Genomic DNA, 21,232 nt, shown 5'->3' on the forward strand with positions numbered 1-21,232 from the left:
TGTGGACGTGGTCGCGGATGTTGTGGGGGGTGCGGGTGTGGTGGGGGGCGCGGGGGGTGCCGCGCCGGTGGGCAGCGGTTCGGCCGGAGGTTTCGCCGCGGGCGTGGGCTCGGGCGCGGACGCGGACGCGGGCACCACCACGTCCGGCAGAACCCCCGCCCCCGCCGGCCCTCCCGCCACCACCGACGAACTCACCCCCGCCACCGGCAAGTTTCTCGCCAGAGCGACGTTCCTCACCGCCGCGCTGTCCGTCGGTGGGGCCGTGCTGGGGCTGGGGCGGGACCAGGCGCTGGCGCGGCTGTTCGGGGCCGGGAGTGCGACGGACGCGTTCCTCGTCGCGTGGACCGTGCCGGAGTTCGCGGCCACGCTGCTGATCGAGGACGGGCTGGCCTTCGCGCTGATCCCGGTGTTCAGCCTGGCCCTGGCCCGCCGCGCGCAGGGTGCACCCGGCGACCCGGTGCGCGCCCTGGTCGCCGCCACGCTGCCCCGGCTGGCGCTCGCGTTCGCCGCCGTCGCCGCGCTGATCGTCCTCGCCGCGCCGCAGCTCGTCGCGGTCCTGGCGCCCGGCCTACCCGACCCGGGGCTCGCCGTCGACTGCACCCGGCTCACCGCGACCTGCGTGCTGAGCTTCGGCCTCGCCGGGTACTGCGGCGCCGCCCTGCGGGCCCACCGCCGGTTCCTCGCGCCCGCCGCCATCTACATCGCGTACAACACCGGCATCATCGCCACCATGGTCGCCCTCGGCGGACGGTGGGGGGTGCGCGCGGCGGCGGCCGGGGTCGCGGCGGGTGGCTGCCTGATGGTCGTCGTACAACTGCCGGCGCTGTGGCGGCAGTTGCGGCGGCGGTCCGCACCGGCGGAGATGGGGGACGGGGCGGGCGGGTCGCCGATGGGGTTCGCGCTCCTCGCCGCCGTGCTGCTGTTCGCGCTGTGCCGGCAGTCCCAGGTGCTGGTGGAGCGGTTCCTCGCCTCGTCCCTGCCGGCCGGCGCCATCTCGCACCTGAACTACGCGCAGAAGGTCGCCCAGATCCCCATGACCCTGTCGCTGATGCTGTGCACGGTCACCTTCCCGCTGGTCGCGCGGGCCGTGGCCGAGGGCGACACCGAGCGGGCCCGCACCCGCGTGGAGCGGGACGTGGCGCTGGCCGCCTGCGTGGTGCTGCTGGGCGCGGCCACGGTCGTCGCCTGCGCCCCGCAGATCATCGAACTCCTCTTCCAGCGCGGCGCGTTCACGGCCCGCGACACGGCCGCGACGGCAGGCGTGATGCGGGTGTACGCGCTCGGGCTGCTCGCCCAGACCCTGGTCGGGGCGCTGGTCCGCTCGTACTTCTCGGCGGGCCGCCCCAGCTGGTACCCGCTCGGCACGATGGCCGCGGGCATCGTCGTGACCGCGGGCGCGGGCACCTGGGCGGTCGGCCCCTGGGGCGTCGCCGGCATCGCCACCGCCAACGCCGCGGGCATCACCGTCACCGCCGCCCTCCTGCTGCACGGCATGGGCCCGCGCAGCGTCCCGGTCCGCACCCGCCACGTGCTGGCCGAGCTGGGCAGGGCGCTGCTCGCCGCGGTGGCCGCGGCACTGGCCGGCGCGTTCGCCGCCCGGCACGTCGCCGCACCGCTGCCGGGGCTCGCCGCCGGGGCGTGCACCGTCACCGTCGTCTTCGTCCTGGCCGGCCGGGTGCTCGGCGCGCAGGGCCTGAGGGGTGCCGTCCGGATCACCCCGGGTCCGCGGCACCCGGCACGGCACCTCACCGCGCCGCCGCGGCACCGGAGTACGCCCGCCACCCCCCGCGCGCGGGTCGCGCTCCGCCGCGCGCTGCGCCGCCCCCGGCACCGCGGACCCGTCCGCGGCGATCCGGACGACACCCCCTAGCCCCCGACCCGCATCCCGTTCCCCACGCCCCCGACCCCCGACCCCCGACCCGAAGGCTCGCACATGGCCGCTTCCGTCGATTCCCTCCGCACCCGGGCCGCCCGCACCGCCCCGGCGGTCCCGTGGGTGGCGATGTACCACTCCGTGGGCGACTGCTCGGACGACCCGTACCGCATCACCGTCACCCCCGAACGCCTGGACGCGCAGCTCGGCCTGCTCGCGCGGTGGGGCCTGCGGGGCGTGTCCGTGGCCGACCTGCTCGCCGCGCGCGCCCGGGGCGAGGGCCACGGCCTGGTCGGCCTCACCTTCGACGACGGGTACGCCGACTTCCTCGGCAACGCGCTGCCCGTGCTGCGCCGCCGGGGCTGCGGCGCCACCCTGTTCGTGCTGCCGGGCCGGCTCGGCGGCGACAACGCCTGGGACCCGCTGGGCCCGCGCAAGCCCCTGCTCACCGCGGACGGCATCCGGCGCGCGGCGGCCGAGGGCATCGAGATCGGCTCGCACGGCCTGACCCACGTGGACCTCACGAAGGCGGACGACGCGGCGCTGCGGGCCGAGGCCGCCGACAGCAGGGCGCTGCTCGCGGAGCTGACGGGTGCTCCGGTCGCCGGGTTCTGCTACCCGTACGGCACCGTCGACCGGCGCGCCGCCGACGCCGTGCGGGACGCCGGGTACGCGTACGCGTGCGCCATCGACCCCGGCGAACTCAGCGGGCGGTACGCGCTGCCCCGGGTGCACATCGGGCAGAACGACACCGCGGTGCGCCTGTTCCTCAAGCACCGGCTGCACCGGCTGCGCCGCCGGCCCGTGCGGGACCCGCTGGCAAAGGCACCGCGGTGAAGGCGCTGCACGTCATCACCGGCCTCGGCATCGGCGGCGCCGAGCAGCAACTGCGCCTGCTGCTGCGGCACCTGCCCGTCGAGTGCGACGTCGTCACGCTCACCAACCCCGGCCCGGTCGCCGCCGGGCTGGCCGCGGACGGCGTGCGGGTCGTCCACCTCGGCATGTCCGGCAACCGCGACCTGTCCGCGCTGCCCCGCCTGGTCCGGCTGATCCGGTCCGGCCGCTACGACCTCGTGCACACCCACCTCTACCGGGCCTGCCTGTACGGCCGGCTCGCCGCCCGGCTCGCGGGCGTCCGCGCGGTCGTCGCCACCGAACACTCCCTCGGCGACTCCCAGATGGAGGGCCGCCCCCTCACTCCGGGCGTCCGCGCCCTCTACCTCGCGGGTGAACGCCTCGGCCGCACCACGGTCGCCGTCTCCCCCACGGTCGCCGCCCGCCTCACCCGCTGGGGCGTGCCCGCGCCGCGCATCGCGGTCGTCCCCAACGGCATCGACGTGGACCGCTTCCGCTTCGACCCCGCCGTGCGGCACCGCACCCGCCGGCGCCTCGGCCTGCCCGAGGACGCGTACGTCGTCGGCTCGATCGGGCGGCTCACCGCGGGCAAACGCTTCGACACCGCCGTGCGCGCCCTCGCCCGGCTGCCCGGTGACTGCTGGCTGCTGCTGGTGGGCGGCGGCCCCGAGGAGAACGTGCTGCGGCGCGTCGCCCACGAGGCCGGCGTCGCCGACCGGGTGCTGCTCACCGGGGAACGCCCCGGCCTGCCCGACGGTTCCCCCGGGCCCGGCCTGCCCGCGCTCGCCGCCGCCATGGACGTCCTGGTCTCGCCGTCGCCGGAGGAGGCCTTCGGGCTGGCGGTCGTCGAGGCGCTGGCGTCCGGCCTGCCCGTCCTGTACACGTCCTGCCCCGCGCTCGAGGACCTGCCCCGGCACACCGCGCCCGCCGCCCGGCGCGTCACCGGCGGCCCCGACGCCTTCGCCCGCGCCCTGGCGGACGTCCGGCGCCAGGGCCCGGGCCCGCGCGAGGTGCCGGAGGCCGCCCGCCACTACTGCATCACGCGCAGCGCCGGCCGGCTCATGGACGTGTACGCGACGGCCCTGTCCAGCTCATCGTCCCCCTCCCTCCAGGAAGCCCGCACCTCATGACCGACAACACCGCACACCTCCGCCGCCCGGCGAGCCTCCTGGCCCGCGCGCGGGCGCTGCCGCCCTGGTCCCTGCTCGCGGCCGGCGTCCTCGCCGGCGCCCTGCTCGGCGGCGGGTACGGCCTGGTGACACCGCCCACGTACACGGCCACCAGTTACGTCGTCGCCGTGCCCGGCGAGAAGTCCGACCCGCCCACCGCACTCGGCTTCGCGCAGGCCTACGGCCGCGTCGCCACCCAGCTCGCGGTGCTCGGGGACGCCCAGGTGTGGGCGGGCGTGCCGGTGAGCACCCTGCGGGACAGCGTGCGCACGGCGACCTCGCCGGACGCGCCGATGGTCGCCCTCACGGCCACCTCCTCGCGGCCCGACCTCGCGGCCGACATGGCCAACGCCGTCTCCCGGGCCCTGACCCGGCACGCCGCCGACGCCGAGGACGACACCAGCGTCGAACTCCAGCAGTTCGCCCGCGCCACCAGCCCCACCGAGCCGTCGTCGGCCTCCGCCGGGCTGACGAGCCTGGTGGGGGCGAGCGCGGGCGGCCTGCTCGGCGGGCTCGCGCTGCTGGCCCGGCCGCGCCGGACGGCCGCCGACCCCGGGCGCCCCGCCCCGGTGCCGGGCCCGGCGACCGCCGCCGACGTGCACGGTCAGCTGTGACGTACACGACCCGGCTCGTCACCGCCGAGACGGACTTCGCCGCGCTCGCCGCCGACTGGGGGCGGCTGTACCGGCGCTGCCCGTCCGCCACCCCGTTCCAGAGCCACGCCTGGCTGCACTCCTGGTGGCTGTCGTACGGCGCGCCCGGCCGGCTGCGGCTGCTGCTGGTGCGCGACGGCGGCCCGGACGGCGAGCTGGTGGCGGCGGCGCCGCTGATGCGGGTGCGGCGGCCGGTCCCGGCGCTGGTGCCGCTCGGCGGGGCGATCTCCGACTACGGCGACGTGCTCGTGGCCGGTGACCACGGCGAGGGCGCGGTCGCCGCGCTCACCGACGCCCTGTCCGCCGCGGCCCGCACCGCGCTCGTCGACCTGCGCGAGGTACGGCCGGGCGGCGCGGCCGAACAGGTCTACGCCCACTGGCGCGGCCCGCGCCGCCGGGTGGACGACTCGCTGTGCCTGGAGCTGCCGGCCGTGCCGATGCCGCAGCTCGTCACGCGGCTCCCGGCGGGCAAGTCCCAGCAGCGGGCGCGGGCCAAACTGCGCAGGCTGGACGCGCTCGGCGTCGAACGGCACGTGGTGAGCCCGGACGAGGCGGACGCGGCGATGACACGGCTGCTGGAGCTGCACCGGTTGCAGTGGCAGGACCGCAAGGTGACGTCCGAGCACCTGCGCGACCGGTTCCGGGAGCATCTGACGCGGTCGGTGGCGGCGATGACCCGGTCCGGGGACGCGGTGGTCACCGAGTTCCGCATGGACGGCGACGTGGTGGCCGTGGACCTCACCCTGCTGTCACCGCGGGTCGCGGGCGGCTACCTCTACGGCGCCCACCCGAGGTTGCGGGAACAGAAGGCGGACGTGGCGGTGATGCTGCTCGACGCGGCCACCACCCACCTCAAGGACGGCACGCACGACACGTTGAGCCTGCTGCGCGGCGACGAACCGTACAAGTACCGCTGGCGTCCGCAACGCGTCGTGAACCAGCGGCTGCTGCTGGCCCGGCGCCGCACGGCCCCGCTGATGTCGGCGGTGCTGTGCGACGTCGCCGCCCGGCGCCGGGCCAAGGAGTTGCTGCGCCGGTACAGGGAGCGCCACGGTGGCGGCGGGTCCTGATCCCGCCCGCCGCCGGACGGGGCGCCTACCGGGTGCGCGACCACCAGTCGAGACGCAGGCACAGCTTCCCGCCGAGCCAGTACTCGACCCAGTCGCCGAGGTCCAGCGGCGAGCAGTGCGCCGGCGGCTGAGTACCCGGAGGGGTCGGGTCGGGGCTGGTGGGCGGTTCGGCCGGGCCGCCGGTGCGGCCGGACAGGACGGACCGGTAGACCTCGGCGGCCCGGGGATTGGCGGAACACATCCACACGCCGTGCGGGCAGTAGTCCGTGAGGGTGTTGTAGAGCGGCTTGTGCTCGTCCATCCAGGCGAGCATGCGCCGCATGTACTCGGCGTTGTCGCCGTTGCGGAACAGCCCCCACTCGGGATAGGAGATCGGCTTTCCGTGCGCCTTGGCGAAATCCACGTGCGCCTGAAGCCCGTACGGTTCTCTCACCTGTTCGTCGAACGGCATTCCGTGCGGCTGGTCGTAGGAATCCATGCCGATGATGTCGACCGTGTCGTCACCCGGATAGCACTGCGTCCACGGAATGGCGTCCCGGCCTCGGCTGGGCGTGAAGTCGAACCGGAATTCCTGGCCGGGCACCGACCGCATCGTGGTGACGATCCGCTGCCAGTACGTCTTCCAGGCCTCCGGGTCCGGCCCGCAGCGGTGGGTGTAGGTGACGCCGTTCATCTCCCAGCCGAGCACGAGGACGGTGTCCGGCACCTTCAGCGCGACCAGCCGCTCGGCCAGCGCGCGGAAGTGGTGGTCGAACTGCCCGGCCGCGCCCTGCCGCAGCAGCCGGCGGACCTCGTGGTCCGGGACGCCCGCCTCGTTGCGCTCCAGCATGGGCACGTTCAGGACGAACACGCGGTCCTCCCGCGCGTTGCGCCAGTCGGCCCAGGCCTCCAGGAAGTTCGGGGCGCCCTCGATGTTGCTCCAGCGGTCGCCCGGCAGATACGTGTGGCCGACCCGCAGGTCGGCGCCGCCCAGCCAGCGGCTGAGCCCGTCGATACGGGCGACGCCGGGCTCGCCGTAGTGGAGGTAGGCGCCGAAGGCGGGGCTGCCCGCGGCCGGTGGCGTCGTCGTGGCGGTGGGCGCGGACGAGGCCGCGGGGGAAGGACCGTCGTCCTGTCCGGCCCCCGCGGCCGAGCCGGACACCAGGGTGGCCGTCGCGGCGGCCGTCACCGCGACGCATGCGAGCCGCCGGGTCCGCACCCTTCGCTTTCGTGGGGTCATACCCGCTCCTCTTTCGGAAGTCGTTACTGACACTGAGTCATATGAATGACCATCACGCCACCGCCGTTACGGCTTTCGAGTGCCTGGCTCGTCCGCACCGGTGACAACAGAAGGGAATGAGTCCGTGTCGCTGTTCGACACCCGCGTCCCCGCCGTTCTGCTGCGGATCGACCGGAATCCCTTTCATCACGGCACCCTGGGCGCCGTGCGTTCACTCGGCAGAGCGGGCGTGGACGTGCACGTCGTCGCCGACGCCGGGAAAAGCCCCGTGCGGACGTCCCGTTTCGTGACCGAACTGCACACGCCGCCGCGGCCGGGCGCCTCCCCGGCCGACATCGCGGCCGTACTGCGCGGTGTGGCCGCCCGGCTCGCGCGGCCCGCCGTGCTGATCCCGATGGACGACGCGGGCGCCGTCGCGGTGGGCCGGATGCGCGCGGAGCTGACGCCCGCCTTCCTGCTGCCCGAGCAGCCGGGCACGCTGCCGCAGCGCGTCGCGGACAAGGCGGAACTCGCCGCCCTGTGCCCCACCGTGGATGTGCCGCACCCCAGGACGCTGGTCCCGGACAGCCCGGCCGAGGCGTCCCGCGCCGCGTGGCGGCTGGGGCTGCCGGTGGTGGCGAAGTGGAGCCGGCCCTGGCTGCTGCCCGCGGGCGGCGGGCTGCGCAGCACGGTGGTGGTGCGCTCGGCGCGGGAGGCGCGCGAACTGTATCTGCGCGCCGGGGAGGCGGGCAGCCGGCTGCTCCTCCAGGAGTTCCTGCCGCCGGGCCCCGAGCGCGACTGGTTCTTCCACGGGTACGCCGACCGGGGCGGCGTCGTCCGCGCGGGCGGCTCGGGGGTGAAGCTGTCCGCCTGGCCGCGCGGCGCGGGCCTGACAGCCGTCGGCCGCTGGACGCCCGACCCCGAGGTGCGGGCGCTCGCCGAGCGGATCACGGGCGCGCTGGGCTACCGGGGCGTCTTCGACCTGGACTTCCGCCGCTGCGGCACGACGGGCCGCTGTCACCTGCTGGACTTCAACCCGCGGCCGGGCGCCCAGTTCCGGCTGTTCACCGACACGGCCGGCCTGGACGTCGTACGCGCCCTGCATCTCGACCTGACGCACCGGCCGCTGCCGGACGGGGCGGCGCGGCCCGGGCGGATGTTCGTGGTGGAGAACTACGCGCCCCTGACCGCGCTGCGGCGCGCCCCGGACGGCGGCCGGGAGTGGGCCTGGTGGGCGCGGGACGACCGGGCGCCGGGCTGGGCGATGTGGGGGCTGTGGGGCCGCCATGCGGCGGGCCGGCTGCTCGACCGCGCGCGGCACCGCCTGCGCGCGGGAGGCGCGGCCCACGAACGCCCGCGTGTCGTACGGCAGGCGACGGCGCCGTCGGAATCGAGCGGGCTGCCCGGCGACGAGAGGGCGGGCAGCCGCTGAGGTGCGGGTCGCGGGGGGGGCACGCAGAGTGCCGGACCACGGGTGGTGGTCCGGCACCCGGTGGTCTACCGGCGGGAAGCCGAACGGCTCCTGCGGTAGAGGATGGCACCGCCCAGGATGAGCGCGGCGCTCGCGGCCGAGGCGCCCAGCAGGGAGTCACTGCCGGTGTCGGCCAGCTGGGGCGGCTTGTGGTCGCCCTCCGTGGACGGGGGGTTCGGCGCACCGTGGTCCGGCGGCGTCACCGGAGGGGTGTGCGGCGAGGTGTCCTCGGGCGGGGCGGGCGGGGTCTTCGGCGGCTCGTGGGGACCTGTGCCCGGCGGCTCGTGGGGACCCGTCCCCGGCGGTTCGTGCGGCGGCGTCTTGGGGGGCTTGCTCGGCGGGGTGTCCCCGTAGCCCGACGTCTCGCAGTCGTTGCCGAAGACCGGGTTGAGGATGCCGATGATGTTCACCGTGTTGCCGCAGGCGTTCACCGGCACGTCCACCGGGACCTGCCCGTGGTTGCCGGAGCCGACGCCGGGCGAGCCCACCGCGCCGCCCTCGGCCGAGGCCCCGCCGGAGCCACTGGTGCTGCTGGAATCGCCGTAACCGCCGTGGCCGTACGCGTCGTCACCGTGCCCGGAGGTGTCACCGCCGTGGCCGGACGTGTCACCGGGGCTGCCGTACGAGCCTTCACCCGAGCCGCCCTGCGAGCCCCTGTCGGAGCCGCCGTGCGAGCCGCCGTCGTGGGACCCGTCGTGGGAACCGTGGTGCGGACCGTGGTGGTCCGAGTGCGATTCGTTGGCGCAGGTGTTGCCGAACGTGGGGTTGAGCGCGGCCACCACGTTGAGGGAGTTGCCGCACAGGTTCAGCGGCACCTCGACGGGAGCCTGGACGTTGTTGCCGGCCAGGGCGCCCGGCGAATCCGAGGCGGTGCTGCTCGCGTCCGAGTCGGCGAGAGCGGGGCTGCCGCACAGGGACAGAATGCTCGTCGCGGCGGCGGCCGCGACCATTCCCCTGCTCAGGGTCTGTCGCAATCTCGTGGTCTTCCTGCTTGAAGAGATGGGAAAGGCCGGCCTCGGAGCGCGAACTGAGCGTCCGAGGCCGGCCGTGCCGCAGCCGGCGGCTGGTGCGTTACGCCGTCATTCATCGGTCCGCGTAATTGCCGACGGCGTTCACCGGCATGTGGACCTGAGAGGGAAATCGACGGCAAACGAAACTGCCGTACCTTTGACACCGGGCAATGCGCACGAAAGCACCACGCCGCGCCGGCCCCGTGAGCGTCAGTCCGACTGGCCGTTGGCGGACAGGACCGACAGGTCCTCCAGCACGTGCGAAATCGCGCCGTCCCGCTTGGCCTGGGTGGAGTTGTCGGCGCACTGCTGAGCGAGGTCGTCCGAGAGGATCGGGACGTCCTGGATCGGGACGATGTTGATGACCGCGACGTTGATGTCCTCCAGCGCGGCACACGGCTTGTTGAGCGTGCCGTCGACCAGCGACAGCTGCGGGCTCATGTGGCCGTCGGTGGACGAGTTGCCGAACGCCGACGAGGAACCGTTGCCGTTGGCCACGGACGGCCCGGAGTCGTCGCCGATGGCAAGCGCCTGCGGAGCGGCCGCCACCGACATACCAATGACAGAAGCGGCGGCCGCCGCGGCGACCATTGCCTTCTTGAACACTTCGCGTTCCTTTCCTAGTAGCGACGCATGTCGTAGCGACGCATGTCCTACGGCCTCATCAACACGGTGCACCGGGATTGGTTGCGGGCGTTCACCCGATTGGCCGCACCCGAACCCGGCCTCGGATCATCACTTCGGCAGAAGAAAACACCAACATTCCGGTATCCCCTGAATGGGTGAAGAGGAGAAACCACACCGACTACATGCAGTTGATCAGAGGGCTCCGGTGGACGGGGTTTCCTCAGAAAGGACTGGCCAGTGATCAAGAAGGTTATTGCCACCGCGGCCCTCGCCGCTTCCGTCGTGGGTGCTTCCGCGGTCGCGGCCCCCCAGGCGCTTGCGATCGGCGATGACAGTGGTCCAACCGCCGTGAACGGCAACGGCGCGATCCAGAGCTACGGCAACTCGGCCACCTACGGGAACATGAGCCCGCAGATGGCGCTCATCCAGGGCTCCTTCAACAAGCCGTGCATCGCGCTGGAGGACATCAACGTCCCCGTCCTCAACATCGTCCCGATCCAGGACGTCCCGATCCTGTCGGACGACATGAACCAGCAGTGCGCCGAGAACTCCACCCAGACCAAGCGCGACGGCGCGCTGGCGCACCTCCTGGAGGACGTCTCGATCCTGTCCTCCAACACCGAGGGCTGACACCGGCGCGAAGGCGGGTCCGGCGGGCACACCGCCGGGCCCGCCTTCGTCGTGCGTCAGCGTCCGGACGGTGCGTCAGCGTCCGGACGCGTACAGCGCCTCGATCCGGGCCGCGTACGCCGCCGTCGCCGCATGCCGCTTGACCTTCAAAGACGGCGTGAGCATGCCGTTGTCCTCGGTGAACTCGCCCTCGATCAGGGCGAAGACGCGGATCGACTCGGCGCGGGAGACGGCCTCGTTGGCGTAGTCGACGGCCTTCTGCACGTCGGCGCGCAGCCGTTCGTCCTTCACGAGCTGCGACAGCGGGGTGTCCGCGGGCAGTTTGCGCACCGACAGCCAGTGGGCGAGGGCCTCGGGGTCGAGGGCGATCAGGGCGGCGACGAAGGGCCGGTTGTCTCCGACGACGACGCACTGGCCGATCAGCGGGCGGCTGCGCAGCCGGTCCTCCAGGACGGCCGGGGAGACGTTCTTGCCGCCCGAGGTGACGAGGATGTCCTTCTTGCGGCCGGTGATGGTGAGGTAGCCGTCCTCGTCGAGGGCGCCGAGGTCGCCGGTCGCGAACCAGCCGTCGTCGAGGACGGCGTCCGTGGCCTCGGGGTTGTTCCAGTACGAGCCGAAGACGATGCCGCCCTTGACGAGGACCTCGCCGTCGTCGGCGATACGGACGGCGGTGCCGGGCACCGGGCGGCCGACGGTGCCGGGGCGGGGCCGCAGCGGCGGGACGACGGTCGCGGCGGCGGTCGTCTCGGTCAGGCCGTAACCCTCGTAGACGATGATTCCCGCGGCGAAGAAGAACAGGTTGAGGTCGCGGTCCAGGGGTGAGCCGCCGCTGATGGCGTAGCGGACGCGACCGCCGATCTCCTTGCGGATGCGCCGGTAGACCAGCAGGTCGTACAGCGCCCACGCGGCGTACAGGCCGGGTCCCGGGCCCTTGCCGCGGCCGAGGAACTTGTTCAGGTACGCCTCCCCGAAGCGGACGCCGACGCGGTGCGCGCGGTCGAAGGAGGCGCCGCGGCCGATCTTCTCGGCGGTCGCGCGGCCGGTCTCGTGGATCTTCTCGAAGAGGTACGGGACGCCGACCAGGAAGGTGGGGCGGAACTCCTTGAGCGCCGGGCGGAGTTCGTCGGGCTTGATGCTCGGGCAGTGGCCGATCTCGATGCGGGCCGTGAGGCAGGCGATCTGGAGGGTGCGGCCGAGGATGTGGGCGAGTGGGAGGAACAGGAGGGTGGACGCGGCCCGGGAGGTGACCGCCTTGAAGATGGGGTGCAGCAGCTCGACCGTGTTGGCGGCCTCGGCGTGCAGGTTGGCGTGGGTGAGGACGCAGCCCTTGGGGCGGCCGGTGGTGCCGGAGGTGTAGCAGACGGTCGCCACGGTGTCGGGGGTCAGGGCCGTGCGGCGCTTGGTGACCTCCTCGTCGGGGACGTTCGCGCCGAGGGCGGTGAGGTCGTCGAGGGCGCCCGCGTCGAGCTGCCACAGGCGCGGCGGCTCGGGGTGGCCGGCGGTGCCGGTCAGGACGGTGGCCGCGTTCGCGGCGGTCTCCGCGACGACGTACCGGGCGCCCGAGTCGCGCACGATCCAGTCCACCTGCTCGGCGGAGGAGGTGGCGTACACCGGGACGGTCTGGCCGCCCGCGGCCCAGACCGCGAAGTCCAGCACGGTCCACTCGTAGCGGGTGCGGGACATCACCGCGACCCGGCCGCCCGGCTGGAGGCCCGCGGTGATCAGCCCCTTGGCGACGGCCGTCACTTCGCGGGCGAAGGCCGCCGCCGTCACGGGCTGCCAGACGCCGTCGCGTTCACGGCGCAGGACGACGGCGTCCGGAGCCTCGGCCGCGTTGGTGTACGGGATGTCGGCGGTGCTGCCGGTGGTGGGGCGCGGTGCCAGCGGGGCGGTGCGGGCCTCGCGGACGGTGCCGGTGGCGTCCCTGAGCAGCTCGACCCGGACCCGCTCCAGCAGGTCGGTGCGGCGTTTCGCCCGCTTCAGATCCTTGCGTACGCCCATGACGGCTCCCGGTCGCGGTGTGAGCTGACGTGCGGTGTTCTCCGCCTACCCGTACTTACTCGCAAGTCAACTTACTCATGCGTAAGAAAAGGTCAATGGGTGGCGCAGGACGGGTGACCGGGGAGCGGGGCGGGCTCGGTCAGGCTCCGTACCGGTCCGCCCGCTCGACGGCGTCGGCGAGGTCGCGCCCCGCGTCGTCCTCGGTGGTGTGCGCCAACCGGGCGGCGGGTGCGGCGAGTTGGCCGACGGGCGGGACGTCGGGGAGGCAGTCAGCAGCAGGCCGCCCGCCGCCGTGAGCGCGGGCAGTGCGGCACGGAGCGTTGCGGGCGGGTCTCGATGCGGGCGCGGAAACGGCCCGTCCGGACCGGTGGGTGACTCCGTCGGGCTAGGAGACGATGTCCTTGCGGGCGAAACCCCGGAAGGCCAGGGCGAACAGCACGAGCGCGTAGGTCAGGGAAACCGCGGTCCCCTGGATCATGCCGGACCACTCGAGGCGGGGCTGTACGGCGTCGGCCCAGGCGAACTGCCAGTGCGCGGGCAGGAAGTCGCGCCAGTGGCCGAGGGCCGTCACGGCGTCCAGGACGTTGCCGACGATGGTCAGGCCGACCGCGCCGCCCACCGCGCCGAGCGGGGCGTCCGTCCTGGTCGACAGCCAGAACGCGAGCCCGGCCGTGACCAGTTGGGACACGAAGATGTACGCCACGACCACCACGAGCCGCTGGGCCGCGGTGCCCGGCGCCAGTTCGCCGCCGGTCGGTATCCGCAGCGGGCCCCAGCCGTAGGCGACCGTGCCGACGGCGAACGCCACGAGGGGCAGCAGGACCATCGCGGCCAGGCTGAGGCCGAGCCCGACGGCGAGCTTCGACGCCAGCAGCCGGGCGCGCGGCACGGGGGCGGCGAGGAGGTAGCGCAGGGAGGACCAGCCGGCCTCCGAGGCGACCGTGTCCCCGCAGAACAGCGCGACCGGGATGACCAGCAGGAAGCTCGCGGACACGAAGAGGTTCACGGCGGCGAAGTTGGCGCCCGACGCCGTCGCCGTGTCCATCAGGGTGATGCGGTCGCCGCGTCCCTCCGGCTCGCCGCCGATCGCGAAGGCCACGACCAGCACGAACGGCAGGACGGCGAGGATCGCGCCCATCACCAGCGTGCGGCGCCGCTTGAGCTGGCGGACCAGCTCCACCCGCAGCGGCAGGGTGCGGCCCGGACGGTAGCCGGAGGCGACCTCGCCGGGGCCACCGGGTGCTGTCCGCTCGGCGAGCGTGCTCATGCGGAGCCTCCGATCAGGGTGAGGAAGGCGTCTTCGAGGCGACGGTGCGGGCCCACCGACTCGACGGGCACCTCCAGCCGGACCAGCTCGGCGACCAGCTGCCGGGCGCTGCCGCCGGTGTCGAGCCGGACCAGCAGCCCGTCGTCGGTGCGCACGGCGGAGGCCACGCCCGGCAGGGCGGCGACCTTCTCGGCGACCGGCTCCTCGACCGGCGTGCCGGTGCCGACGAGCAGGGTGTCGCCGGAGCCGATGATGTCGGCGACCGGGCCCGCCTGGACGAGCCGGCCGCGGTCCATGACGACGAGGTGGGTGCAGGACTGCTCGACCTCCGCGAGCAGGTGGCTGGAGACGATCACCGTGCGGCCGTCGGCCGCGTACCGGATCATCACCTCGCGCATCTCGCGGATCTGGGGCGGGTCGAGGCCGTTGGTCGGCTCGTCCAGGATGAGCAGGTCCGGCAGGCCGAGCATGGCCTGGGCGATGGCGAGGCGCTGGCGCATGCCCTGCGAGTAGGTGCGTACCGCGCGGGCGAGCGCGTCGCCCAGGCCGGCGATCTCCAGCGCCTCGTCCAGGTGGGCGTCCCCGGCGGGGCGGCCGGTCGCCCGCCAGTACAGCTCCAGGTTCTCCCGGCCGGACAGGTGCGGCAGGAAACCGGCGCCCTCCACGAAGGCGCCGACGCGGGACAGCACCGGCGCGCCGGGGCGGACGGCGTGGCCGAAGACGCGGATCTCACCCGCGTCCGGGGTGATGAGGCCCATCAGCATGCGCAGTGTCGTCGTCTTGCCGGCGCCGTTGGGGCCGAGCAGGCCCAGCACCTGGCCGCGCTCGACGCGGAAGGACAGGTCCCGCACGGCGTACCGGTCGGAGGACTTCGCGTACCGCTTGCTCAGGCCGGTGATCTCCAGCGGTACGTCGGCCAGTTCCGGGTCGGGGGCCGGGGCGGCCGTGCGGCGGCGGGCGGTGAGCAGCAGGGCGAGGGCGGCGGCGACGCCGGTGAGCGGCAGCCACCACACCCAGGCGGGCAGCGGCGCGGCGGCCGTCTCCACGCCGGGCGCCGTCGGCACCGTCAGGTCGCTCCTGAGGGCGACGGTGTACGTGGCGGGGGCCGCGGGCGACGCGTAACCGAGGTCGGTGGCGGCGAGGACCAGGCGCAGGCGGTGGCCCTTCTGCACCTCGTGGTCGACGGCGGGCAGCGTGATCGTGACGTCCTTGCCGGACTTCGCGTCCTCGACACGCAGGGGCGTGACGAGCTGGGCGGGCAGCACCTGCCGGGTGCCGTCCGGGCCGACGTCGTAGACCTTGCCGAAGAGGACCGCGTCGCCGCCGGTCGACGTCACGCGCGTGGTGACCGTCGGCGATCCGGTGATGCGCAGGTCTCTCGTCATGGGCGAGGACTCGAAGCGGGCGTGCTGGCCGGGGAAGTCCAGGGAGACGCCGACGCCCAGGGACGACAGCTGGGCGAGGCCGCCGGTGCCGCCGAGGCCGGGCAGGGCGGACACGGCGGGCGGGTTGGCGCCCGGCGGGTTGTCGAAGGTCTGCTCGCCGCCGTGCAGGGCGATCGGCCGGCGTCCGCTGTCCAGGCCGGGGTAGGTGTCGTCGCTCGCGCCCCTGAGCAGGGCGGCCCCGTCGGTGGAGTCGACGCCTCCGGTGCGGGTGACGCGGAACGCGGGGCCGGTGCCGGCGGCCTTGTCGCCCTTCAGGTGGCGGTCGAACCAGGCACGCACGCGTGACTGGACGCGGTCCGTCTCCAGGTCTCCGCCGTCGTGCCCGCCGGCGATCCAGTCGACGTCGACCGGGGCGCCGTTGGCCCGGATCGCCGCCGCGGCGGCGTCGGCCTGGCCGAGCGGGAAGAGGGAGTCGCTCTGGCCCTGCACCAGCAGTGTGGGCACCTTGATGCGGTCGCCGACGGCGGACGGCGACCGCTGCTCCAGCAGGGCTCGTGCCCCGGCGTCGGGGGTGCCGGACTCGGCGACACGCTGGTACATCCGGCACAGCCGGGGCTCGAACTTGTCGCAGCCGCCCCCGGTGGTGACGAAGAGGCCCGCCCACAGCTTTTTGAAGACGCCGTTCGGGAAGAGGGCGTCCGCCAGGTTCCAGTACGTGAGTGCCGGGGCGAGGGCGTCCACCCGGTCGTCGTGCCCGGCGGTGAGCAGGGCGATCGCGCCGCCGTAGGAGCCGCCGGCCATGCCCACGCGGGGGTCGCCCGCCGCGTCGAGCTGGACCTGGGGCTGCCGGGCCAGCCAGTCGATGAGCCGTGAGACGTCCGCGACCTCGCCCTCGGGGTCGTTCAGCCCGATCTTTCCCGTGGACCTGCCGAAGCCGCGCGCCGACCACGTCAGCACCGCGTACCCGTCCCGGGCGAGTTGTTCGGCCTGCTCGCGGACGTCGGCCTTGCTGCCGCCGAAGCCGTGCCCCAGCAGGACGGCCGGGCGGCGGCCGGCCTTGCCCGAGGTGAAGTACGAGGTGTCGATGCGCACTCCGTCGCCCACGCTCATGACCCGGTCGGCGCGGTGCACCGCGGGCGCCTCGCCGGAGGCGGCCGTCCAGGTGCCGGCGCCGGCGAGCACGACGGCGGCGGCCCCGGCGGCCAGCAGCCGCCGGGGCCCCCGGAGCAATCCCCGGAGCGCGGGCAGTCGAAGATCCATGCCGTCAACAGTACGGGCCGCCTCCGACAGCGGGAGCAGCCTGTGGACGGAGCCCCCGGCCCTCCCCCGGGAGTAGCGCGGACCCGCCGCGTACCACGGACGCGGTACGCGGCGGTCCGGCGTTCAGGCCCGCGCGTCCTCGGGGATCGACACCAGCCAGCGGGTGTCGCGGTGCGGGCGGAGGTAGAGCGCCCAGTAGAGGGTGGCGACGGCCGTGATGCCGCCGGTCCACAGCAGGTGCGTGGTCTCCTGCCGGCTCAGGATGTAGGCGAGGACGACGATCAGCAGGATGGGCATCGCGGGCCACAGCGGCATGCGCCACGCGGGCGTGTGCCGGTGGGCGCCGCGCCGGGCGAGCAGGGCGGCGATCGCGACGAGCAGGTACATGCCGGTGACGGAGACGCCCGTGACGCCGTACAGCGTGTCCAGGTTGACGAAGCACAGCGCCGCGCCGGGCACGCCGACGGCGAGCGTGGAGACCCACGGGGAGCCGAACCGGCCGAGCTTGGCGAAGACCGTGTTGACGGGCTCGGGCCAGGCCTTGTCGCGGGCGGAGGCGAACAGCACGCGCGAGTTCTGGATGACCATCACGATGCCGGCGTTGACGATGGCGAGGGCCACGCAGAGGCTGACGAAGGTGCCGACGGCGGAGCTGGACCAGGCGGTGACCATGGCGCCGATGTCGCCGCCGGTCAGTTCCGCCAGGTCGGAGGCGCCCATGGTGATGGCGACGACCGGGACGAGGATGATCACGGCGGAGATGGCGAGGGTGGTGAGCACCGTGCGGGCGACGTTGCGGCGCGGGTTCTCCAGTTCCTCGGAGAGGTAGACGGCGGTGGAGAAGCCCTGCGTGACGAAGAGGGCGATGGCGAGGCCGGAGACGACCAGCATGGCGGTCACGGCGTCGGGGCCGCCGTCGGCGCCGGCCACCTCCATCGAGGCGAGGCTGCCGGGGCCGCGCTCGCTGTGCGCGAAGCCCAGGACCGCCACGACGGCCGCCGCGACGACCTCCAGGACCAGGAAGACGCCGGTGATCCAGGCGTTGGCGCGCAGGTCGAGCAGTCCCGCGAGGGTGGCGAGCAGCATGACGCCGGCGCCGGCCATGGACGGGTCGAGGTCGACGACCGGGGCGAGGTAGTCGGCGGTGCCCATCGCGATCACCGGCGGGACGATCATGACGACCAGCAGGGACAGCACGAACACCAGCCAGCCCGCGAGCCGCCCGGCCAGCGTCGACACCATGGCGTACTCGCCGCCCGCGCTCGGGACGAGGGTGCCCAGCTCGGAGTAGCAGAACGCCACGGCGATGCAGAGCAGGGAGCCGATGGCGATGGTGAGGGCGGTGGCGGTGCCGAGCGAGCCGAACAGGTCGGGGACGACCACGAACAGCGTGGAGGCGGGCGTCACGCAGGACAGCGTCAGCAGGGTCCCGCCGACGACTCCGATGGAACGCTTGAGCGTGCGTTGACTGCTGTCCGGCGTACTGACGAGGGGGGTCTCGGCAGGGCGGAGCGTGTCGGTCATGCGGCGGTTCCGATCGACTCGTGCTGGCGTGGTTCGGGCGGGAGCGCCATCGCCTCCGGCGGCTTGGTCGTCCGTACTTCTCGTCCGCTCCCGGCGCTGCATGGAATCCCAACGAAAACCAGCACGTCAATGGTCGTTCACCTACGGAATCCGTTGATCCGAGCACTTCTCGCCCTCGAATACGTCAATTTCTACTGGCGGTTCCACGGTGTTGAGCGGTGCGGGAACCGCAGGCAGGGCGGTGAAAATACCTGTGGCTTTCCGGCGTCCGGACGTTGTCGGTGGTGCCCGCTACAGTCGCGGTAACAGCTGAATCACAGAAAAAGGGTGGGGGCTCATGAAGCTGAGGCACACCGCGGCCTGGGTGGGGCTGACGGCCGCGGCGATGGTGGCGACGTCCGCGTGCGGCGCTGACGGCACCAAGTCGGCCGCCGAAGCGGTGAACAACGCCGACACGATCATGGCGGCGCTGTCCCGCGCCACGGACCGCACGGAGCAGCTCGGTTCGGCCGAGGTCAGGATGACGACCGACCTGGGCTCGGGTGTCCCCGTCTCCATGGACGGCATCTACTCCTGGGGCGACGGCTACGCGTTCGACGTCGAGATGGACGCCAAGGCCGCCCAGATGCAGGAGCTCACGGACTCGCCGACGGTGCGCACGCTGTTCGTCGACGGCGCCTACTACTACGACGTCGACCCGCAGCCCTCCGGCCCGCTCCAGGGCAAGGAGTGGATGAAGATAGACGGCTCGGCCATCTTCGGCGAGCAGGGCGCGAGCGCCCTCTCGGGCAGTGCCGGCAGCCCGTCGGCCTCCATGAAGGGCCTGAAGTACGCGAGCGACGTCGAGAACCTCGGCGAGGAGACCGTCAACGGCAAGTCCACGACGCACTACCGGGCCGTGCTCGGCCCGAAGGACCTGGGCAGGTTCCAGAAGGCCTACGGCGAGGACACCCTGTTCAACTCGATGACGGGCGGGTCCGGCACGGTCACCATGGACGTCTGGGTGGGGCCCAAGGACCTGCCGGTGCGCATGGTCCAGGAGTTCGGCGCCATGAAGGTGAGCATGGACTTCGACAAGTTCGGCGCCGCGCGGGAGATACAGGCCCCGCCCGCCGGCCGGACCGGCGACCTCACCGACGAGGTGAGGAAGGCCGGCGAGCAGGAGGGCCGCCAGGGCTGAACACGGCGGTGCCCCGCCCTCCACGGGAAGGCGGGGCACTGTACGGCGTCGAGCGGCGGGGCGGGGAACCGGGCCGGCTCGGTTGCGCGGAACACCTGGTCTCCGGGGAGCCGGGCTCCGTGGTCGCGCGGGGAGCCGGGCTCATTGGTTGCGCGGGAAGCCGGGCTCAGTGGTTGCGGGGGAAGCCCAGGTCCACGCCGGACGGGGCGTCGGCCGGGTCCGGCCAGCGGGTCGTGACGACCTTGCCGCGCGTGTAGAAGTGCGTGCCGTCGTTGCCGTAGATGTGGTGGTCGCCGAAGAGCGAGTCCTTCCAGCCACCGAAGGAGTGGTAGCCGACGGGCACCGGGATCGGCACGTTCACGCCGACCATGCCCGCCTCGATCTCCAACTGGAAGCGGCGGGCGGCGCCGCCGTCCCGGGTGAAGATCGCGGTGCCGTTGCCGAACGGCGAGGCGTTGATGAGCGCCACGCCCTCCTCGTAGGTCTCGGCGCGCAGCACGCACAGCACCGGGCCGAAGATCTCGTCCTGGTACGCCTTCGCCGTGGTCGGCACCTTGTCGAGCAGCGAGATGCCGATCCAGTGGCCGCCCTCGTGGCCTTCGACGGTGTAGCCGGTGCCGTCCAGGACGACCTCCGCGCCGTCCGCCGCCGCCCCCGTCACATACGTCGCCACCTTGTCGCGGTGGGCCTTGGTGATCAGCGGGCCCATCTCGGACGCCGGGTCGTCGCCGGGGCCGATCTTGATCTTCTCGGCGCGCTCGCGGATCTTCTCCACGAGCGTGTCGCCGATCGCGCCGACAGCCACCACGGCCGAGATCGCCATGCAGCGCTCGCCGGCCGAGCCGTAGGCGGCGCTCACGGCCGCGTCGGCCGCCGCGTCCAGGTCGGCGTCCGGCAGGACCAGCATGTGGTTCTTGGCGCCGCCGAGGGCCTGCACGCGCTTGCCGTTCGCGGAGGCGGTGGTGTGGATGTGGCGGGCGATCGGGGTGGAGCCGACGAAGGACACGGCCTTGACGTCCGGGTGCTCCAGAAGGCGGTCGACGGCCACCTTGTCGCCGTGGACGATGTTGAAGACACCATCGGGCAGACCCGCCTCGGCGAGCAGCTCGGCGAGCTTCACGGACGCCGACGGGTCCTTCTCGCTCGGCTTCAGCACGAACGTGTTGCCGCACGCGATGGCGATGGGGAACATCCACATCGGCACCATCGCCGGGAAGTTGAACGGGGTGATGCCCGCGACGACGCCGAGCGGCTGCCGGATCGAGGACACGTCCACGCGGCTGGCGACCTGCGTGGACAGCTCACCCTTGAGCTGGACGCTGATGCCGCAGGCCAGGTCGACGATCTCCAGGCCACGCGCGACCTCGCCGAGCGCGTCGGAGTGCACCTTGCCGTGCTCGGCGGTGATCAGCGCGGCGATCTCGTCGCGGTGGGCGTCGAGCAGCGCGCGGAACGTGAACAGGATCGAGGTCCGCTGGGCCAGCGACGACTGGCCCCACGTCACGAAGGCCTCCTTGGCCGCCGCGACCGCCGCGTCCACCTCGTCGGCCGACGCGAACGCGACCTTCGTGGTGACCTCGCCGGTCGCCGGATTCGTCACCGGCCCGTAGTTGCCCGATGCGCCTTCGACGGTCTTGCCGCCGATCCAGTGGTTGACGATCTTCGTCATGCCGGGGAACTCCTTCACAGATGGCGGCGTCGGGTGGAGACGTGCCGTGCGTACAGCTCATGCGCCTGGACCACCGACGGTCGGGTCGTGGTCTCGGCCACGGATACATCCCACCAGGCCCGAGCGGGAGGCGCGCCCGACACAGTGTCTGCCGTTGGGCCCTTCACGTAGACACATGTGGGGGTCGGCGGCGGCGTGGGGCGGTCAGAACCGCTCGATCGGAGGGAACCTCCGGCGCGGGGCCGCGGCGGGCGGGGAGTCGTCGCTCGCGCTTCGCTCCTGCCAGGGCGAAAGCGGGCTCCCGCGCCGGAGGCGTTCTGTGCGGACTGCTGTCGACCGGTTGTAGTCCCGCTCCGGGGACCCTGTCAATAGTTTGTCCGGACATTCGGA

16 protein-coding genes are annotated in these 21,232 nt (G+C 73.5%); 8 read left to right on the forward strand and 8 right to left on the reverse strand.

Annotated features, from left to right (window positions below):
- Positions 1 to 67 precede the first annotated feature (67 nt).
- The 5 genes from AB0M97_RS19145 to AB0M97_RS19165 all read left to right on the forward strand — a co-directional run bounded on the left by AB0M97_RS19145 (position 68) and on the right by AB0M97_RS19165 (position 5,620).
- Complete coding sequence (locus AB0M97_RS19145; protein ID WP_365962065.1) at positions 68 to 1,870, forward strand: lipid II flippase MurJ; 1,803 nt, start codon at positions 68 to 70, stop codon at positions 1,868 to 1,870.
- Positions 1,871 to 1,933: 63 nt separating this feature from the next.
- Positions 1,934 to 2,710: a polysaccharide deacetylase family protein gene (locus tag AB0M97_RS19150; protein ID WP_365962066.1), complete on the forward strand. Its 777-nt coding sequence runs from the start codon at positions 1,934 to 1,936 to the stop codon at positions 2,708 to 2,710.
- Positions 2,707 to 3,858, forward strand: a complete 1,152-nt coding sequence (locus AB0M97_RS19155; protein ID WP_365962067.1) for a glycosyltransferase — start codon at positions 2,707 to 2,709, stop codon at positions 3,856 to 3,858. Before AB0M97_RS19150 ends, AB0M97_RS19155 begins: the two co-directional genes overlap by 4 nt.
- A complete protein-coding gene (locus tag AB0M97_RS19160; RefSeq protein WP_365962068.1) occupies positions 3,855 to 4,511 on the forward strand; it encodes a lipopolysaccharide biosynthesis protein in 657 nt (218 codons plus the stop codon). The genes AB0M97_RS19155 and AB0M97_RS19160 overlap by 4 nt, the downstream gene beginning before the upstream one ends.
- Positions 4,508 to 5,620, forward strand: a complete 1,113-nt coding sequence (locus AB0M97_RS19165; protein ID WP_365962069.1) for a GNAT family N-acetyltransferase — start codon at positions 4,508 to 4,510, stop codon at positions 5,618 to 5,620. Before AB0M97_RS19160 ends, AB0M97_RS19165 begins: the two co-directional genes overlap by 4 nt.
- 25 nt (positions 5,621 to 5,645) lie before the next feature.
- Here the strand turns inward: AB0M97_RS19165 and AB0M97_RS19170 are convergent, their stop codons facing one another.
- Positions 5,646 to 6,839, reverse strand: a complete 1,194-nt coding sequence (locus AB0M97_RS19170) for a glycosyl hydrolase (RefSeq protein ID WP_365962070.1) — start codon at positions 6,837 to 6,839, stop codon at positions 5,646 to 5,648.
- 124 nt (positions 6,840 to 6,963) lie between these two features.
- On the opposite strand from AB0M97_RS19170, the gene AB0M97_RS19175 reads away from it, so the two are divergent.
- A complete protein-coding gene (locus tag AB0M97_RS19175; protein WP_365962071.1) occupies positions 6,964 to 8,250 on the forward strand; it encodes an ATP-grasp domain-containing protein in 1,287 nt (428 codons plus the stop codon).
- A 65-nt stretch (positions 8,251 to 8,315) separates the two neighbouring features.
- Here AB0M97_RS19175 and AB0M97_RS19180 read toward each other — a convergent pair whose 3' ends face one another.
- Together AB0M97_RS19180 and AB0M97_RS19185 are read right to left on the reverse strand one after the other, a co-directional pair.
- Entirely contained in the window at positions 8,316 to 9,263 is a 948-nt protein-coding gene (locus AB0M97_RS19180; protein ID WP_365962072.1) for a chaplin, read from the reverse strand.
- A 246-nt stretch (positions 9,264 to 9,509) separates the two neighbouring features.
- Positions 9,510 to 9,905 (reverse strand): rodlin, encoded by a 396-nt coding sequence (locus tag AB0M97_RS19185; RefSeq protein ID WP_365962073.1) that lies wholly within the window; start codon positions 9,903 to 9,905, stop codon positions 9,510 to 9,512.
- Positions 9,906 to 10,163: 258 nt separating this feature from the next.
- Here AB0M97_RS19185 and AB0M97_RS19190 point away from each other — a divergent pair, with 258 nt between their 5' ends.
- Entirely contained in the window at positions 10,164 to 10,556 is a 393-nt protein-coding gene (locus AB0M97_RS19190; protein WP_365962074.1) for a rodlin, read from the forward strand.
- Between the two features lie 75 nt (positions 10,557 to 10,631).
- Here AB0M97_RS19190 and AB0M97_RS19195 read toward each other — a convergent pair whose 3' ends face one another.
- The 4 genes from AB0M97_RS19195 to AB0M97_RS19210 form a co-directional block, all read right to left on the reverse strand.
- Positions 10,632 to 12,557, reverse strand: coding sequence for an AMP-dependent synthetase/ligase (locus AB0M97_RS19195; RefSeq protein ID WP_365962075.1), 1,926 nt, complete (start codon positions 12,555 to 12,557; stop codon positions 10,632 to 10,634).
- Between the two features lie 385 nt (positions 12,558 to 12,942).
- Positions 12,943 to 13,824: an ABC transporter permease gene (locus tag AB0M97_RS19200; protein WP_365962076.1), complete on the reverse strand. Its 882-nt coding sequence runs from the start codon at positions 13,822 to 13,824 to the stop codon at positions 12,943 to 12,945.
- Positions 13,821 to 16,469: a CocE/NonD family hydrolase gene (locus AB0M97_RS19205; protein WP_365962077.1), complete on the reverse strand. Its 2,649-nt coding sequence runs from the start codon at positions 16,467 to 16,469 to the stop codon at positions 13,821 to 13,823. Before AB0M97_RS19205 ends, AB0M97_RS19200 begins: the two co-directional genes overlap by 4 nt.
- 123 nt (positions 16,470 to 16,592) lie before the next feature.
- Positions 16,593 to 17,993, reverse strand: a complete 1,401-nt coding sequence (locus AB0M97_RS19210; RefSeq protein ID WP_365962079.1) for an APC family permease — start codon at positions 17,991 to 17,993, stop codon at positions 16,593 to 16,595.
- Between the two features lie 337 nt (positions 17,994 to 18,330).
- On the opposite strand from AB0M97_RS19210, the gene AB0M97_RS19215 reads away from it, so the two are divergent.
- Positions 18,331 to 19,173 carry a hypothetical protein gene (locus AB0M97_RS19215; RefSeq protein ID WP_365962080.1) on the forward strand — a complete coding sequence of 281 codons (843 nt, stop codon included), beginning with the start codon at positions 18,331 to 18,333 and terminating at the stop codon, positions 19,171 to 19,173.
- Between the two features lie 166 nt (positions 19,174 to 19,339).
- Here the strand turns inward: AB0M97_RS19215 and mmsA are convergent, their stop codons facing one another.
- Positions 19,340 to 20,842 carry a CoA-acylating methylmalonate-semialdehyde dehydrogenase gene (mmsA, locus tag AB0M97_RS19220; RefSeq protein WP_365962081.1) on the reverse strand — a complete coding sequence of 501 codons (1,503 nt, stop codon included), beginning with the start codon at positions 20,840 to 20,842 and terminating at the stop codon, positions 19,340 to 19,342.
- Positions 20,843 to 21,232 lie beyond the last annotated feature (390 nt).

This window comes from Streptomyces sp. NPDC051207 (assembly GCF_040682395.1).
GTDB lineage: Bacteria > Actinomycetota > Actinomycetes > Streptomycetales > Streptomycetaceae > Streptomyces.